Annotated in this window: 18 protein-coding genes and 1 pseudogene; 12 read left to right on the top strand and 7 right to left on the bottom strand. The window is 62.1% G+C overall.

What is annotated here, in order from left to right; genetic code table 11:
• Window positions 1-16: 16 nt before the first annotated feature.
• Genes ACI3KW_RS21965 through ACI3KW_RS21950 form a run of 4 tightly spaced genes read left to right on the top strand, consistent with a single transcriptional unit; the run spans window position 17 to window position 3,864 of the window.
• Complete coding sequence (locus ACI3KW_RS21965; RefSeq protein WP_113122456.1) at window positions 17-940, top strand: ABC transporter permease subunit; 924 nt, start codon at window positions 17-19, stop codon at window positions 938-940.
• A complete protein-coding gene (locus ACI3KW_RS21960; protein WP_113122457.1) occupies window positions 940-1,860 on the top strand; it encodes an ABC transporter permease in 921 nt (306 codons plus the stop codon). Before ACI3KW_RS21965 ends, ACI3KW_RS21960 begins: the two co-directional genes overlap by 1 nt.
• Before the next feature lies 1 nt (window position 1,861).
• On the top strand, window positions 1,862-2,845 hold the full coding sequence (locus ACI3KW_RS21955; RefSeq protein ID WP_262171533.1) for an ABC transporter ATP-binding protein: 984 nt from the start codon (window positions 1,862-1,864) through the stop codon (window positions 2,843-2,845).
• A complete protein-coding gene (locus tag ACI3KW_RS21950) occupies window positions 2,842-3,864 on the top strand; it encodes an ABC transporter ATP-binding protein (RefSeq protein WP_113122459.1) in 1,023 nt (340 codons plus the stop codon). The genes ACI3KW_RS21955 and ACI3KW_RS21950 overlap by 4 nt, the downstream gene beginning before the upstream one ends.
• On the opposite strand, the gene ACI3KW_RS21945 is transcribed toward ACI3KW_RS21950, so the two are convergent.
• A complete protein-coding gene (locus ACI3KW_RS21945) occupies window positions 3,861-4,361 on the bottom strand; it encodes an HIT family protein (protein WP_404849869.1) in 501 nt (166 codons plus the stop codon). The two genes, ACI3KW_RS21950 and ACI3KW_RS21945, sit on opposite strands and share 4 nt — an antisense overlap.
• 224 nt (window positions 4,362-4,585) lie before the next feature.
• Here ACI3KW_RS21945 and ykgO point away from each other — a divergent pair, with 224 nt between their 5' ends.
• Both ykgO and ACI3KW_RS21935 read left to right on the top strand, forming a co-directional pair.
• Window positions 4,586-4,711: a type B 50S ribosomal protein L36 gene (gene ykgO / locus ACI3KW_RS21940; protein ID WP_035098668.1), complete on the top strand. Its 126-nt coding sequence runs from the start codon at window positions 4,586-4,588 to the stop codon at window positions 4,709-4,711.
• An 84-nt stretch (window positions 4,712-4,795) separates the two neighbouring features.
• The gene (locus tag ACI3KW_RS21935) at window positions 4,796-5,200 is read left to right on the top strand and encodes an SRPBCC family protein (protein ID WP_404849853.1); all 405 of its coding nucleotides are present in this window, start codon (window positions 4,796-4,798) and stop codon (window positions 5,198-5,200) included.
• Here the strand turns inward: ACI3KW_RS21935 and ACI3KW_RS21930 are convergent, their stop codons facing one another.
• The 3 genes from ACI3KW_RS21930 to ACI3KW_RS21920 form a co-directional block, all read right to left on the bottom strand.
• Window positions 5,201-6,298 carry a DUF4037 domain-containing protein gene (locus ACI3KW_RS21930; RefSeq protein WP_404849852.1) on the bottom strand — a complete coding sequence of 366 codons (1,098 nt, stop codon included), beginning with the start codon at window positions 6,296-6,298 and terminating at the stop codon, window positions 5,201-5,203. It abuts the gene before it with no gap.
• A 76-nt stretch (window positions 6,299-6,374) separates the two neighbouring features.
• Window positions 6,375-7,814 carry a pyruvate kinase gene (gene pyk, locus ACI3KW_RS21925; protein ID WP_404849851.1) on the bottom strand — a complete coding sequence of 480 codons (1,440 nt, stop codon included), beginning with the start codon at window positions 7,812-7,814 and terminating at the stop codon, window positions 6,375-6,377.
• Window positions 7,811-8,395 (bottom strand): DUF1036 domain-containing protein, encoded by a 585-nt coding sequence (locus tag ACI3KW_RS21920; protein WP_262171539.1) that lies wholly within the window; start codon window positions 8,393-8,395, stop codon window positions 7,811-7,813. The genes pyk and ACI3KW_RS21920 overlap by 4 nt, the downstream gene beginning before the upstream one ends.
• 328 nt (window positions 8,396-8,723) lie before the next feature.
• On the opposite strand from ACI3KW_RS21920, the gene ACI3KW_RS21915 reads away from it, so the two are divergent.
• Window positions 8,724-8,984 (top strand): DUF2312 domain-containing protein, encoded by a 261-nt coding sequence (locus tag ACI3KW_RS21915; RefSeq protein ID WP_035098656.1) that lies wholly within the window; start codon window positions 8,724-8,726, stop codon window positions 8,982-8,984.
• Window positions 8,985-9,035: 51 nt separating this feature from the next.
• Here the strand turns inward: ACI3KW_RS21915 and ACI3KW_RS21910 are convergent, their stop codons facing one another.
• On the bottom strand, window positions 9,036-9,725 hold the full coding sequence (locus ACI3KW_RS21910) for a UdgX family uracil-DNA binding protein (protein WP_404849850.1): 690 nt from the start codon (window positions 9,723-9,725) through the stop codon (window positions 9,036-9,038).
• 45 nt (window positions 9,726-9,770) lie between these two features.
• On the opposite strand from ACI3KW_RS21910, the gene ACI3KW_RS21905 reads away from it, so the two are divergent.
• A complete protein-coding gene (locus ACI3KW_RS21905) occupies window positions 9,771-10,058 on the top strand; it encodes a DUF3175 domain-containing protein (RefSeq protein ID WP_404849849.1) in 288 nt (95 codons plus the stop codon).
• Between the two features lie 61 nt (window positions 10,059-10,119).
• Window positions 10,120-10,548 (top strand): DUF305 domain-containing protein, encoded by a 429-nt coding sequence (locus ACI3KW_RS21900; RefSeq protein ID WP_404849868.1) that lies wholly within the window; start codon window positions 10,120-10,122, stop codon window positions 10,546-10,548.
• A 5-nt stretch (window positions 10,549-10,553) separates the two neighbouring features.
• Here the strand turns inward: ACI3KW_RS21900 and ACI3KW_RS21895 are convergent, their stop codons facing one another.
• Window positions 10,554-11,306 carry a sulfite exporter TauE/SafE family protein gene (locus tag ACI3KW_RS21895; RefSeq protein ID WP_404849848.1) on the bottom strand — a complete coding sequence of 251 codons (753 nt, stop codon included), beginning with the start codon at window positions 11,304-11,306 and terminating at the stop codon, window positions 10,554-10,556.
• Window positions 11,307-11,422: 116 nt separating this feature from the next.
• Between ACI3KW_RS21895 and ACI3KW_RS21890 the strand changes: the two genes are divergently transcribed.
• The 3 genes from ACI3KW_RS21890 to ligD all read left to right on the top strand — a co-directional run bounded on the left by ACI3KW_RS21890 (window position 11,423) and on the right by ligD (window position 15,075).
• A complete protein-coding gene (locus ACI3KW_RS21890; protein WP_162740312.1) occupies window positions 11,423-11,596 on the top strand; it encodes a hypothetical protein in 174 nt (57 codons plus the stop codon).
• Between the two features lie 62 nt (window positions 11,597-11,658).
• A complete protein-coding gene (locus ACI3KW_RS21885; RefSeq protein ID WP_404849847.1) occupies window positions 11,659-12,498 on the top strand; it encodes a Ku protein in 840 nt (279 codons plus the stop codon).
• 3 nt (window positions 12,499-12,501) lie between these two features.
• The gene (gene ligD, locus ACI3KW_RS21880; RefSeq protein WP_404849846.1) at window positions 12,502-15,075 is read left to right on the top strand and encodes a DNA ligase D; all 2,574 of its coding nucleotides are present in this window, start codon (window positions 12,502-12,504) and stop codon (window positions 15,073-15,075) included.
• A gap of 9 nt (window positions 15,076-15,084) precedes the next feature.
• Here ligD and ACI3KW_RS21875 read toward each other — a convergent pair.
• Window positions 15,085-15,286 (bottom strand): annotated as a pseudogene (locus tag ACI3KW_RS21875) (hypothetical protein); the annotation flags it as partial.

Below are 15,286 nucleotides of genomic sequence, written 5' to 3'. Positions count from 1 at the left end.
GCAAAGGTTTACAATCATGTTGGGTTATGCCCTGCGGCGCGTGCTATCGGCCATTCCGATCGCATTGATTGCCGTAACCGTCTGCTTTTTCATTCTGCGCCTGGCACCGGGCGGTCCGTTCGATGGTGAGCGTGCGCTCCCCCCCACGGTGCTCGCCAATCTGCGGGCGCATTACAATCTCGATCAGCCCCTGATCAACCAGTACTTCATCTATCTGTGGCGGCTGCTGCATGGGGATCTGGGTCCGTCCATGGTGATCGACGGCTTCAATGTGAGCCAGCTGATCCGCATCGGCTTCCCCTTCACCCTGACCGTGGCGCTAACTGCCTTCGTGATCGCCACGAGCATCGGCATTGTCGCCGGCATGATCGCCGCGGTGAACCAGAACAAATGGCCCGATTACGTGCTGGTGCTGGTGGTGATGCTGGGCGTGGTGGTGCCGAATTTCCTGATGGCGGCGATCCTGCAGCTGTGGTTCGGCGTCTATCTGGGCTGGCTGCCGGCGGGCGGCTGGGTCAATGGTTCGGCCTGGCATCTGGTCTTGCCGGTGACGGTGCTGGCCTGGCCGCATGCGGCGCGTATTTCGCGGCTGATGCGTGGTTCGATGATCGAGGTGCTGGGCACCAATTATGTGCGCACCGCTAAATCCAAGGGCCTTGGGCAGCGGCTGGTGCTGGCGCGCCACGCCATCAAGCCGGCATTGTTGCCGGTAGTCTCCTATCTGGGGCCGGGGCTCTCCTATCTGCTCACCGGCTCGCTCGCCGTCGAGCAGATTTTCGGCCTGCCGGGGATCGGCAAATATTTCGTCACCGCAGCGCTGAACCGCGACTACGGCATCGTTCTGGGAACGACTATCCTTTACATGTTCATTATCCTGGCGCTCAATCTTCTGGTCGATCTCCTCTATGCCTGGCTTGACCCCAAGGTGAGGTATCGCTGATGGCCGGGATTACTGGAAAAGACGAAGTCCTCAGCGCCTATGCGCGTAAGCTCGAAACGCTGGATGCGCCCAAGGGCCGCTCGCTGACGCAGGACGCCATCAGGCGCCTCAAGCGCAACAAGGCTTCGGTGGTGGCGATCTTCCTCGTCATCTTCATCGTGCTGGCAGCGTTTATCGGGCCGTATTTCCTCACCTGGGGCTATGCCGAGGTCGATTGGACCGCCATTCGCAAGCCACCCGATTTCGCCAAGGGCCATTATTTCGGCACCGACCAGAATGGCCGCGACATGCTGGCCCGCGTGCTGCAGGGCACCCAGATGAGCCTGATTGTGGCGGGTGTCGCCACCATCGTGTCGGTCTCGATCGGGGTGGTTTATGGCGCGGTGGCCGGCTATTTCGGCGGCCGGGTCGATGCGGTGATGATGCGCATCGTCGATATCATGTATGCGCTGCCCTATATCCTGTTCGTCATTATCCTCGTGGTTATGTTCGGGCGCAATCCGGTGCTGCTGTTCGTGGGCATTGGGGCGATCGAATGGCTGACCATGGCGCGCATCGTGCGTGGGCAGACACTATCGCTCAAGGAGAAGGAATTCGTCGAGGCAGCGCGCGCTGGCGGGGCCAAGCCCTGGACCATCATCCTGCGCCATATCGTGCCGAACCTGACCGGTCCGGTGGTGATCTATGCCACGCTCACCATTCCCGAAGTCATCATTGCCGAGAGCTTCCTCTCCTATCTCGGCCTTGGCGTGCAGGAGCCACAGACCTCGCTGGGCACGCTGATTTCGTTCGGCGCCCCGGTGGCGGAAGTGCTGCCCTGGATGCTGCTGGCCCCGGCCGGCGTGCTGGTGACGCTCCTGCTCTGCTTTACCTATATCGGGGACGGGTTGCGCGACGCGCTCGACCCCAAGGATCGCTAACATGAAACAAGTCCTTAAAGTGGAAGACATGTCGGTGACCTTCGCTCTGCATGAGAGCGAAGTGCATGCCGTGCGCGAGATGAATTTCGCCCTGTCGGAAGGGGAGACCCTGGCCGTAGTGGGCGAGAGCGGATCGGGCAAGAGCCAGGCCTTTCTCGCCATTATGGGCCTCTTGGCCAAGAATGGCCGCACCGGCGGGCGCGCCATGATGGGCGATGTCAACCTGATCGGGCTAGCGCCCAGGCAGCTGGATATCTATCGCGGCAAGGATATCGCGATGATCTTCCAGGATCCGATGACCTCGCTCAACCCCACATTGCGGGTCAAGACACAACTGGCCGAAGTGCTGGTCAAACATCGCGGCTTCGAGAAGGGCAAAGCGATCAAATCGGCCGTGGAAATGCTCGAGCGGGTCGGCATTCCCGAACCCGCCAAGCGCGCCAATGCCTATCCGCATGAGCTCTCGGGCGGCATGCGGCAGCGCGTGATGATCGCCATGGCGCTGCTGTGCCAGCCCAAGATTCTGATTGCGGACGAGCCGACCACGGCGCTCGACGTGACAGTGCAGGCGCAGATGCTGGACCTGTTCAAGACGCTGACCGACGATTTCGGCACGTCGCTGGTGCTGATCACGCACGATCTGGGTGTGGTGGCCGGCATCGCCGACCGCATGATGGTGATGTATGGCGGGCGCGCCGTGGAAAAGGGCGTGACCGACGATCTGTTCTACGATCCGCGCCATCCCTATACGCTGGGCCTCTTGCATTCGACGCCCCACATCGCCAAGCGCGCCGAGCGGCTCGATCCGATCCAGGGCCTGCCGCCCAGCCTTGAACACCTGCCCAAGGGGTGCTCGTTCAACCCGCGTTGCGCCTTTGCGTTCGACCGCTGCCTCAATGAACGCCCGCCTTTGACCGATACCGGCAATGGACGGGAAAAGGCCTGCTTCTATGAGGGCCCGATGACTTACGGAAAGGTCGCATGATGGACCAGACCCCGATCAATCTGCTCGAAATCAAAAATCTCAAAAAGACCTTTGCGATTTCCTCGGGCCTGTTCGCGCGGCCGCTGACGCTGACGGCGCTGGAAAATATCAATTTCACCATCCGCCAGGGCGAGACGCTGGGCATTGTGGGCGAGAGCGGTTGCGGTAAATCCACGCTGGGCCGCTGCATCCTGCAATTGCTCAGCCCCGACGAGGGGCAGGTGCTGTGGTTGGGGCAGGATTTGACCAAGCTGCCGGCCGAGGAAATGCGCAAGCGGCGGCAGGACCTGCAGATCATTTTCCAGGACCCGCTGGCTTCGCTCAACCCGCGCATGACGGTGGGCGAGATCATTGCCGATCCGTTGCGTACGCTGCGGCCGGAGCTGAAAAAGGACGAGCGGCGTGCCCGCGTGCTCAAGACCATGGAAGCGGTGGGGCTATTGCCCGAAATGATCAACCGCTATCCGCACGAATTTTCAGGCGGGCAGGCGCAGCGTATCGGCATTGCCAGGGCGCTGATCACCGAACCCAAGCTGATCGTGTGCGACGAGCCGGTTTCCGCGCTGGACGTGTCGATCCAGGCGCAGATTCTCAACCTGTTGAGCGAACTCAAGGATGAGTTCGGGCTGACGCTGATTTTCATCTCGCACAACCTCTCGGTGGTGCGGCATGTGTCGGATCGCATCCTGGTGCTCTATCTGGGGCGCATCGTCGAACTGGCAACGGGCGACGAGATTTACGAAGAGCCCAAGCATCCCTATACGCGGGCGCTACTGACGGCGGTGCCGATCCCCGATCCCAAACTGGCGCGACAACGCAATATCGATGCGCTCAAGGGGGAAATTCCTTCCCCGATCAATCCGCCTTCGGGCTGCACCTTCCGCACGCGCTGCCGCTTCGCCAAACCCTTCTGCGCCGAACAACGCCCGCCGCTCGAAACCATTGATGGCGGAAGGTTGGTGGCGTGCCATCGCTGGCGCGAAATCGAAGTGCCGGAAGAGGCGGTGCTGGGGGTTTAGTCTCCCAGTGCTGCCAGGGCCGCAGCAATTCGCGCTGCTATATCAGCCATTTCGGCGTCCGGGAGTTTGAGCACGCCGTTTTCTGCCATCAGCGCGTGATATTGCTGCTGCTCATAGGGCACACCCTTGGGCAGCGGCACGACGTGCCAATGGATATGGCTATTGCCCGATTGGCTACCGAGCGAAAGCACATAGATGCGCTCGGCATCGAAGACCTGTTTAAGCGCACGGGACAGCCGGTGCACATGTGACTGAAGCTTCAGGTAGTCACGTGGCGCAAGGCCATCGGCCAAGTCTTCGATATGAGCCTTGGGGCAGACAATCGAATAGCCCGGCAGGGTGGGATATTTGCTGAGAAAGGCGATGAAGAAGTCGTCTTCAGTAATGACGTGGTGCTTGTATCCCGGATCGCCCGCCAGCATTTTGCAGATAAAGCGGGGGCCGGTCTGGCTGGCTTTGGTGAGGGAGGCGAGGTCGAAGGGCTGGCGGTCCATCAGCTGGCCTGCGGTTTTTAGCGATTTGCCATAATAGCTTGGTTTGCTCGGATCGTCGTTATCGGTGCTTTTTTCGGTGCTGTTCCCGATAGGCTGATTTGCGGTGAAAACCATGGCTTTGGCGCGTTGACAGGGCGGGGCATTTTCCCTATGTATGCCCCCAAGTTTCCGGGCGGCGCTTAGAGAAAACTCTTGGGCGCCCTTTTTGTTTGACCGAGGATACCAAGATGAAGATCCGCAACTCGCTGAAGGCGCTGATGACTCGCCACCGCGCGAATAAGCTCGTCCGCCGTCGCGGCCGGGTTTACATCATCAACAAGGTGGACAAGCGCTACAAGGCCCGTCAGGGCTAAGCGTTTCTACCAATGTTGAGTTGACTCAAGCCCGCGTAAGCGGGCTTTTGTTTTTCTACCCCATTTGTGTTGCACAGAAGGCCGATGCGCCGCTCGCATACGATCAGCATCCAGATCGAGTATCCCTACGAGGCGACCTACCGGTTTCTCTCGCAGCCGCGCAATTATGGCGAATGGGCCGCGGTGGACAAGGCGAGCTACAAGCCCGTCGGCAATGGCGATTGGCAGGCCGACACGCCCTTTGGCAAACGTCATTTCCGCTTCACCCCGGCCAATGCATTCGGCGTGCTGGACCATGCCGTCTTCGTGCCGGGCGAGCCGCTGCTCTATACGCCGATGCGGGTCATGCCCAATCAGGATGGCACCGAGCTGACCTTCACCTTCTATCAGCGGCCGGGCATGAGCGAGGCGGAATTTACCTCGGCGGTAGAGTGGATCACCACGGATTTTCTGACGCTGAAGAGCCTGCTCGAGGCGCGCAGGACGTAATCACTCGTGCAGCTGGCGCATCATGCGTTGGGAGAGCCTGGCGTCCTGCAGCAGCGGCGTCAGGTCGCTGACCTGATCCAGGGCGCCGACAATCGGCAGGCGCTTGATCGCGGCATCCGATATCGCCGCATGCGCCGCCGCCACGGCAGCATCGGCGTTGATGGTCGTAAACGGTCGTTCATGGTAGGGGCCGACAATCGGCTCGAAGCGGGCGACGCCAATGGCGTTCTGGTGCCGCGCCAGTTCCAGATAGGCCGCAGCAAGCGCGTCCTGGCGCTCGGTCCATTCACTCGATAGCAGGGCCCGCTGCAGGTGCGGCGAGAGCGATGCCGCAATCGGGAGCCTGGCAAAACCGCTACCGAACCATTTTGAATAAGGCGCGTAGCGTCGTTCGAGCAGAAAGCCCATTCGCATCACGTCCCGAGCCAGGCGCGCAGCGATGACCCGCGAGCCGAGATCGTCGCCCACTTGGCCCGCGCGGCCGACAAAGGCCTGCTCCTCGGCAATGCGCCGCCACTGGCAGGCGATTTTGTACAACCAGACATCGTCTGGGTAATAGACCAAGCGGTCCTGGGCATGACGCAGGCGACCATCGTCGTCGTGAAAGACGGGAGCTGAGGTAAAGGCGAGCAGCTTCTGTTCGGCAAAGCCCAGCCATTGCAGGGGATCGAGCCCTTCCGCCGACCGTATTGCGAAATGCCCTCCGAGGAGTGCTTCGAGCGTATGAAACTCCAGCCCGTGTTCCAGCGCTCCCGCCGCTTCCACGCCATTGGCTGGCGGATGCGGCCGGTTGCGCCAGCCCATGGGCTCGCCGCGATAGCTGGCCGGTGCAATCTTGGAAAATTCATCGACCAGCTGGCGCGCAAGCGCATCGAACTGTGCCCGTGTGACGATGATATGGACGCGCGGTCCCCAATTGTGGTCACGCGAGGTCTCATCGTCAAAGCCCAGCAGCTCCGAGCCGTAGGTGGTCAATGATGCCGAATAGCGGAGGTCCGGCGCCACGTCGCGCAGCCAGGGGCGAACGATATCGGTGTAGAAACCGCGCGATAGCTCGATGCCCTGCATGCCTTCTCCCCCTGCTTGCAAGGCCAACATGGTTGATCCGCTCTGGAAATGCAAAAGGCCCGCACGGGGCGGGCCTTTTCGATTTGGAGCAGTGGCCTCTAAGCCCTCAACTGGAGCCGGCGCCGTCCTGGCGGACGAAGGCGATGCGCAGCATATTGGTGGCGCCGGGCGTGCCCAGGGGAATGCCGGCGGTGATGGCCACGCGGTCGCCGGGGCGGGCAAAGCCCTCCTGATAGGCGATGACGCAGGCGCGATCGACCATGTCTTCGAGCGAAACCGCGTCTTCGGTCTGCACGCAATGCACGCCCCACACCACCGACATGCGGCGGATGGTGCGCATGTTGGGCGAGAGCACGATGATCGGCTTGGTCGGCCGTTCGCGGGCAGCGCGGATGCCGGTGGAGCCCGAGGCGGTATAGGTGACGATGGCGGCCAGATCGAGAGTTTCGGCAACCTGGCGGGTGGCCGCCGAGATGGCGTCGGCGGCGGTGGCCTCCGGTTCGGTCTGGGCGGCGCGGATGATGCCGCGATAATTGGCGTCGCCCTCAACGGCCACGGCCACCTTGTTCATGGTGGCGACGGCTTCGACGGGGTATTGGCCCGACGCGGACTCGGCCGAGAGCATGATGGCGTCGGCGCCTTCGAACACGGCGATCGACACGTCCGAGACTTCGGCGCGGGTCGGAACGGGTGCCGTGATCATGGATTCGAGCATCTGGGTGGCCACGACCACCGGCTTGCCATAGCGGCGAGCCATGCGGATCATGCGCTTTTGCAGGCCCGGCACGGTTTCGAGCGGTAGTTCGACGCCGAGGTCGCCGCGCGCCACCATGATGGCGTCGGAGAGCTTGACGATTTCCTCAAGGCGATCGATGGCCTGGGGCTTTTCGATCTTGGCCATGACGCCGGCGCGGCCCTGCACGATCTTGCGGACGTCGATAATGTCTTCAGGACGCTGCACGAAGCTGAGGGCGATCCAATCGGCTTCGGCCTTGAGGCCTTCGAGTAGATCGGCATGGTCCTTTTCCGTCAAAGCACCGGTCGGCAGGAGCGTGTCGGGCAGGGAGACGCCCTTCTTGTCGCTCAGCTTGCCGCCATAGATGACTTCGGTTTCGATGGCGCCATTGCCCACCTTGGTGGCCTTGAGCGCGATCTTGCCATCGTCGAGCAGCAGGCGGTCACCGACCGAGACGCTTTCGATGATTTCGGGATGCGGCAGGTAGACACGCTGCGCATTGCCGGTGTCGTTCTTGTCGCTGTCGAGGGTGAATTTCTGGCCCGCGACGAGCTGGATGGCGCCTTCGGCGAATTTCCAGACGCGCAGCTTGGGACCCTGCAGATCGACCAGGATGCCCAAAGGATGCTTCAGCCGTGCCTCGACGCTGCGGATGCGCGCAACGGTCTGGTGCAGCAGCTCGTGGCTGGCATGGCTCATATTGATGCGGAAGACGTCGGCGCCGGCCTTGGCCAGTTCCTCGATCATCTTCTCGTCGTGGCTGGCGGGCCCGAGGGTGGCGACGATCTTTGCCCGTCTCATGCGTCTCATTGCGTATCCATGCCTTCGCTATTGGGTTCGTCCGGCGGGGGAGGCTCGTCCGGAGCTGGAATGTCGTCTTGCGGTGGAGCGGCGTTCACATCGTTCGGATCGACCAGAAATGAGGGATCTTCCAGATCTTGCCCGCCGGGAGCGGTAACCGAAGGCTCGACGCCGCTCTCGGTGAGCTGCAACGTCCAGTCCGAACGGTTCTGTGTATCGATTTCAAAGAACCCCGTGCGCTCATAGCCCCGCGCCAGGCAATCCTCAACCCCAAAGATGGTAAAGGTCTCGTCGCGCGTGCACATGAATACCGAACCGTCCCAGGCCCCACCGCCGATATCATCGACTGCGAACATGTAATAAAAGCGACGCTGCAGATCGCCCTGGTACAATACACGGCAATCGCCGGGCGGGGCTTGCCACCAGCCTTCGCTCATCCAGCCGCGATCGGCGCGATAGCCAATGGCCACCGAAACCAGGTTGGCGGTTTCGTTGCAGATGCGCAGATCGGCCTTGGCCGGGATGGCAAAAAAGGCCAGGCTTGTCAGCGTCGCGCCGACCAGGGTTAGACCGAGACGGAGAGTTCGCAAGAGCGTGCCGGAAATCATCGGGAAAAACGAGCCTGTTTGATAACAAGGTGGTGCCAAGGTCAATGGCTAAAGCCGCGATTTGACGGAATTGCGGGCGCAGATTGGGCCAGACTCGCAAGGATGTGACCGCATTGCGTCCGCCGGGCATTTTCAAGCCCGTTCCGGGTGTGGATTGACCCACAAAAGGCTTGAACCGGAGCGGGGTCTGGGTTTGAACCAAGCCCAACACCGCGCGGCTATCTGTGCGGGTGATATTTTGCTCGCGCGGCATGCGCGCGGGCGGGAGCCGGCGGGACAGCTGCATGCTCCCAACCAGAAGGATAAGAGAATGGCCGAAGACAGCGTTGCCCAGGACCAGCTCCGTGCGTTCATCGAACGCATCGAGCGCATGGAAGAAGAAAAGTCCGCCATCGCGGCCGATATCAAGGAAATCTATGCCGAAGCCAAGGGCAATGGTTTCGACACCAAGATCCTGCGCAAGATCGTGGCGATCCGCAAGCAGGACGCCAATGAGCGCATGGAGCAGGAAGCGCTGCTCGAGCTCTATATGAGCGCCCTGGGCATGGTGGCGGCGCCGTCGGACGACTGAGCGCAAGGCGGGGAACGCCCCGCTTTGTAGAGCTCCATCCACTCCTGCCGTTCACGGCGCGGGGATGGCGTTCCGCACCATGCTCAATTCCTCTTCGAACCTGGCCCGCTCGCGCGCCTGGTCGGCCTTGTCGCGGATGCGCAACAGGTAGGAGGGGTGGTTGGTGACAAAGAGCGTGGCGCCGTCATCGCGCTTGATGGGCGCGCCGCGCAGCTTGCCGATGGTGACGGTTTTGCCGAGCAGGCTGCGGGCGGCGGTGGCGCCCAGCGCGACGATGATCTTGGGCTTGATGAAGGCGATTTCCAGCTCCAGCCAGAATTTGCAGGCCTGGATTTCCCCGCCATCAGGCCGCTGATGCAGGCGCCGCTTGCCCCGCGGCATAAATTTGAAATGCTTGACCGCATTGGTGACATAGATGCGGCGGCGGTCGATGCCGGTCTTTTCCACCGCCTCATCCAGCACCTTGCCGGCCGGCCCGATAAAGGGCTTGCCGGCCAGGTCCTCCTTGTCGCCCGGTTGCTCCCCGACAAACATTACCAGCGCGTCGCGGGGACCTTCCCCAAACACTGTCTGGGTCGCATGCTCATAGAGCGGGCATCGCGTGCAGGAGCGCGCCGCCGCACGCGCCTGGGCAAGGGAGGTAATCTCGGTTTCTGCTGGGGAACGTTCGGCCATAATGTGCTCGGGTCTTGGCTTGTTCCTTGGGCAACGCAGCGCACACCGCCGGGGTTGCCAGCGCAACTACGGGGGCGGTTCAGGGGTTTTCCTCGTGGAAGGAGAGCCACCATGACCAAGGCAAAACAGAAATGGTCGGCCGATGTCACCGAACATAGCGACGCGATGGATCTGGAAGATCACATCTTCAAATCCGATGATCCGCGGGAAATCGCCGCCTCGCTCAAGCACTCCGCCGAGCGCTCGCACCGGCGCAAGGCCGAGCCGTATCAATCGGCAATGTCCATGCTGACATTCTACATCAACCGGGCCGGCGACAATTTGAGCCAGAAGGAGCGGAAGGTGCTCGAACAGGCCAAGCAGGAATTGCGCAAGGCGTTTGGCCGCGACGAAGACTGAGGCGCAAAGCAAGCGGAGACGATCGATGGACCATTCCAAGCAGTCAAAGTCCGCCTATGGAATGCTGGCCCTCAACCTGATCCTGAGCGGCATTATCATGTACCTGGTGATGTTCTCGATGATCGATGGCTGGGCCGATTTCCGCAATAATGTCAACATGGGTTACATGGCGGTCACCATGGTGGCGCCGATGGCCATCATCATGCTCGCCACGATGGGCGGCATGTATGGCAACCGGGCGCTCAATCTGGCGCTCTATGCGCTCTTTGCCGTCCTGTTCCTGGGCGCATTCCTCGCCATTCGCGGCCAGGCGCTGGTCGGCGACCGCCAATTCATCAGCTCGATGATCCCGCATCACTCGGGGGCGATCCTGATGTGCCGGGAGGCCCAGCTCGAAGATCCCGAACTGCAAACGCTGTGCGATGAAATCCAGGCCGGGCAACGCCGCGAGATCGAACAGATGGAGGCTATAGCCGCGCGGCTGCAGTGACACAGTCAGCCGGGGCCCAATAGGCCCATGAAATTATAGCCGGCCAGCACGATGACAATGACGGCGACGATGCCGATCAACAGGCGCTGCGGCAGCACGCGGGCGAGAAAGCCGGCAAACGGAGCCGCTATGCCGCCACCGATGATCAGGCCCAGCACGATTTCGCCATAGCGGCTGAAATCGAGCGTGGTGATGAAGGTGATGGAGATGGCGAGCGTCACGAAGAATTCCGAGGCGCTGACCGAGCCGATGGATTGGCGTGCCGCGTCGCCGCGGGCAATCAGGGTCGATGTTACCATCGGCCCCCAGCCGCCTCCGCCCAGCGCGTCGAGAAAACCGCCACCCAGCCCGATGGGGATGACGCTGATGCGGGGCTTGGGGGCGGCCGAGCCGCGGAAGAGCCGCCACAGGATCAGCACGGCCATGGCGCTGAGATAGAGGACGACGAAATATTTGACCGGCTGCTGGGGCAGGTTGGTCAACACATAGGCGCCGACCACACCGCCGGCAATGCCGGCGGGCACCAGGCGCCGGAAGATGCGCCAATCGACATTCTTGTTCCAGACATGGGAGCCGGCGGCCAGCCCGGTGGTGACCATTTCGGCGGCGTGGACGCTGGCACTGGCAATGGCGGGCGGCGCGCCGGTGGCGAGCAGGACGGAGGTGGAAATCAGCCCATAAGCCATGCCCAGGGCGCCATCGATTAATTGGGCGACGAAGCCCAGGGCGATGTAGATGGCAAGCGCGCTCAGATCCAATTTTAAGGTTCCATGCGGGTGGCGGTCTTGACCCGCTTGCCAAGCCCACGCGGCCCGCCGTTACGGCACGGCAACCATGTCATCTCCAACTCGTTGCCCTCAAAAGGAGTTCCGACATGCAATCTGGACCAGCATTCTGGCTCGTGCTGTTGACCTTGGGTGTTGTCGTGCTGGCCGTGGCGATCGGCTATGGCATGATGCGCAACCGGGGGCGGACGCGCCTTGAAAAAGCCCATACCGAAATCGAGACCCGACGCGAATATCAGCGCGAAGACCAAGACCACAGCTAGGGGCGGAACAAAGCTTTTGGCTGGCCGTTGCACCTGTGCACGCAGTCAGCACCGAGCCCGCCATGCCCACCCGTCCGATATGGAAAGGCCAATTGCGGCTTTCCCTGGTCTCCATTGCCGTCGAGCTCTACACGGCCACCAAGGCCAATGCGAAGCCCAGCTTCCGCCAGATCCATGAGCCGTCCGGCAAGCCGATCCATTATGAAAAAGTCGTCGACGGGATCGGGCCGGTCGACAAGGACGAGATCATGAAGGGTTTCGAATATGAGAAGGGCGACTACGTTCTGCTCACCGACGAGGAGATCGACGCGGTCAAGCTCGAGACGCGCAAGACGCTGGAGCTGACCCAATTCGTGGGCAGCAACGAGATCGACCCCCTCTATTTCGACAAGCCCTATTACATGGTGCCGGCGGATGAGCTGGCCGAGGATGCTTTCGTCGTCATCCGTGATGCCCTGCGCAAGAGCGAGCGGATCGGCCTGGGCCAGCTGGCGCTGCGGGGCAAGGAATATCTCGTCGCTGTCAAACCTGCCGGCAAGGGCCTGCTGCTCGAGACGCTCCATTACCAGGACGAGCTGCGCAAAGCGGACCCGTATTTTTCCGACATCCCGGCCAAGAAGGCCGATGCCGACCTGCTCGACGTCGCCACTGCGCTGATCGAAAAAAAGACCGACAAGTTCGATGCCGGCGTGTTCAAGGATCATTACCAGGCCGCCTTGCGCGAGCTGATCGCCCGCAAGCTCAAGAGCAAGGGCCGCAAGGTCAGCACCGAGGATGAACCGCGCGAAAGCCGGCCGGCCAAGTCCAATGTGGTCGACCTGATGGACGCCCTCAAATCCAGCCTTGAAGGCGGCAAGAAAAAGCCGTCTGCCAGCAAGGCGGCGCGCAAGAAAGCGAGCTAGCTCATGGCCCGTCAATCGGATGCCTTGCTCAAGGATTATCGCGCCAAGCGCGACTTCACCAAAACCCAGGAGCCCTCCGGCGCGTCTGCCGCTGACAAGTCCACAGGTTATCGCTTTGTGGTGCAGAAGTATGATGCGACGCGCCTGCATTATGATTTCCGCATTGAGCTGGATGGGGTGCTCAAGAGCTGGGCGGTGACCAAGGGACCGTCCGACAATCCGGAGGACAAGCGGCTGGCCGTGCGTGTCGAGGATCATCCGCTCGATTATGGCGGCTTTGAGGGCACGATTCCCGAGGGCGAATATGGCGGCGGCACTGTGATGCTGTGGGATGAGGGCACCTGGGAGCCGATCGGGGACCCGCAGGCCGCCCTTGAGGATGGCGACCTCAAGATGGTGCTGCATGGGCAGCGCATGAAGGGAGAATGGGTGCTGGTCCATATGAAGGGCCGCGACAGCAAGCGCAAATCCGGCCCGCCGCGCGAGAACTGGCTGCTGATCAAGCATCGGGACAAGTATGCCAGGGACAAGGAAACCCTGGTCGAGCGCTTCACCACCTCGGTCTCTACCGGCCGCGATCTGGCCGGCATCGCCAAAGGGCTCAAGCCCAAAAAGCGGAGCGCCGTTGTGGCCGACGCGACCTGGCATTCCGACAAGGACAAGGCCGTCGACAATCCGCTGCCGGCCAAGCGCGGGAAGCGCGTGGCCGACCTGCCGGAGTTTCGTGCTCCCCAATGGGCGACGCTGGTCTCGGAGGTCCCTGCGGGCGGCGATTGGCTGTTTGAAATGAAATATGACGGCTATCGGTGCCTGGCTGCCATTGCCGGCGAGACGGTTCGGCTGTTCACCCGCACCGGCAAGGACTGGACCGAGCAGTTCGGGGCCATCGTGCCCCCGCTGTCGCGGCTCACCAAAGGCAGCGCGCTGATCGACGGCGAATTATGCGCCTTCGACGCCAAGGGGCGCACCGATTTTTCCACCCTCAAGGCGCATCTCTCCAATGGCGGGCCGCTGACCTATTTCGCCTTTGACCTGCTGGAGCTGGATGGCGAGGACCTCACCAAAAGCAAGCTGATCGACCGCAAGGCGCGGCTCGAAACGCTGCTGGGCAAGATCGAAGCGTCCTCGCTGGTGCAATTTTCCACCCATGTCACCGGCAATGGACAGAAGGTCTTCGATGCCATCTGCCGGGAGGGTCACGAGGGCATTATCGCCAAGCAGGCGGATGCGCCCTATCGCAGCGAACGCACCAGGAGCTGGCTCAAGGTCAAATGCGTCCACCGCCAGGAATTCGTCATCGGCGGCTGGTCGCCTTCGAGCAAGAAGAAGAGCTTTGCCTCGCTCCTGCTGGGAACCAAGGAAAAGGGCAAGCTGATCTATCGCGGCCGGGTCGGCACCGGCTTCGACAACGAGAGTGCGGAGGCCTTGCAGCAGCAGCTCGACAGACTGGCGCGCAAGACCAACCCGTTCGACGCCGTGCCAAGGCCCGTCGCGCGCACTGCCCGGTGGGTGGCTCCAGAGCTGGTGGCCGAAATCGGCTATGCCGAATTCACCCCCGATGGGGTGTTGCGTCATCCATCCTTCCTCGGCCTGCGCGAAGACAAGCCGGCGGGCGAGGTGGAGCTGGAACAGCCGGCGGTCGCACCCCAAAAAGGCAAGCTCGATGCCCAGGCCGGGATTGCGGCCGCTGCAGCTGCGGGGATCAAGCTCACCAGCCCCGATCGCGTGGTCTATCCGGGGCAGGGCGTCACCAAGGCGGACCTGGTGGCGTATTACGCCGCAGTGGCCGAGCGGATGCTGCCCTATATCGCCAAACGGCCGCTGAGCCTGCTGCGCTGCCCGCAGGGGCGGGCCAAATATTGCTTCTTCCAGAAACACGATACCGGTGGCTTCCCCGACGCGATGAAATCGCTGCTCATCACTGAAAAGGATGGCAGCCGGGAAGACTATTTCTACATCGAGGACCTGCCCGGGCTGATCGCCGGCACGCAGATGAATGTGCTCGAATGGCATGTGTGGGGAGCCGATATCGACCAGGTTGAAAAGCCCGAGCGGATCATCTTCGATATCGATCCGGATAAAGGGCTGGGCTTTGCCGAGGTGCGCTCGGCGGCGCGGGATATCAGCAAGGCACTGGAAGCGCTGGATCTGGAAAGCTATCCATTGGTCACCGGCGGCAAGGGCGTGCATGTCATCGCGCCGTTGCGCCCAAGCATGGAATGGCCGGAGGTCAAGGCGTTCTGCAAGGCCCTGGCCCAGCGCCTGGCCGACAATGAGCCCGATCGTTTCGTCGCGACGATGAGCAAGGCCAAGCGCAAGGGCAAGCTGTTCATCGATTACCTGCGCAATGAGCGCGGCTCCACGGCCATCGCCCCCTGGTCGAGTCGCTCCCGGCAAGGGGCACCGGCGGCGGTGCCGGTCAGTTGGGACGAGTTGGAGACCATCACGGCCGCCAATCAATTCACCCTGGCCGACGCCGCCGCACGGGCCAGCCTGGCCGACCCCTGGAAGGGTTATTTTTCGACCAAACAGGCGATCACCAAGGCCATGCTGCACGCCGTGACGGACGAGACCTAGCGCCGGGCCTTACGGCATCGGTCCGATGATTTCGCCTAAATCCGCACCGCCGTCGGCCATGGTCAGCCGATCCAGATGGGTACGCAAGGTCCAGCGAACCCGGCCGTTTTCGCGCTCGACGCTTGCCTGCCCGCCCAGCGCGATGGGAACCACCCGCTCCAGCACCACACTGCCAAAGCCGCGCCGCGGGCTCGCCTGGGCGGGCGGGGCG

Origin of the sequence: Devosia sp. ZW T5_3, from assembly GCF_044987315.1 — a bacterium.
Taxonomy (GTDB): domain Bacteria; phylum Pseudomonadota; class Alphaproteobacteria; order Rhizobiales; family Devosiaceae; genus Devosia.
Note: the sequence above shows the minus strand (reverse complement) of the source record. Positions and strands in the feature narration are given on the sequence as shown.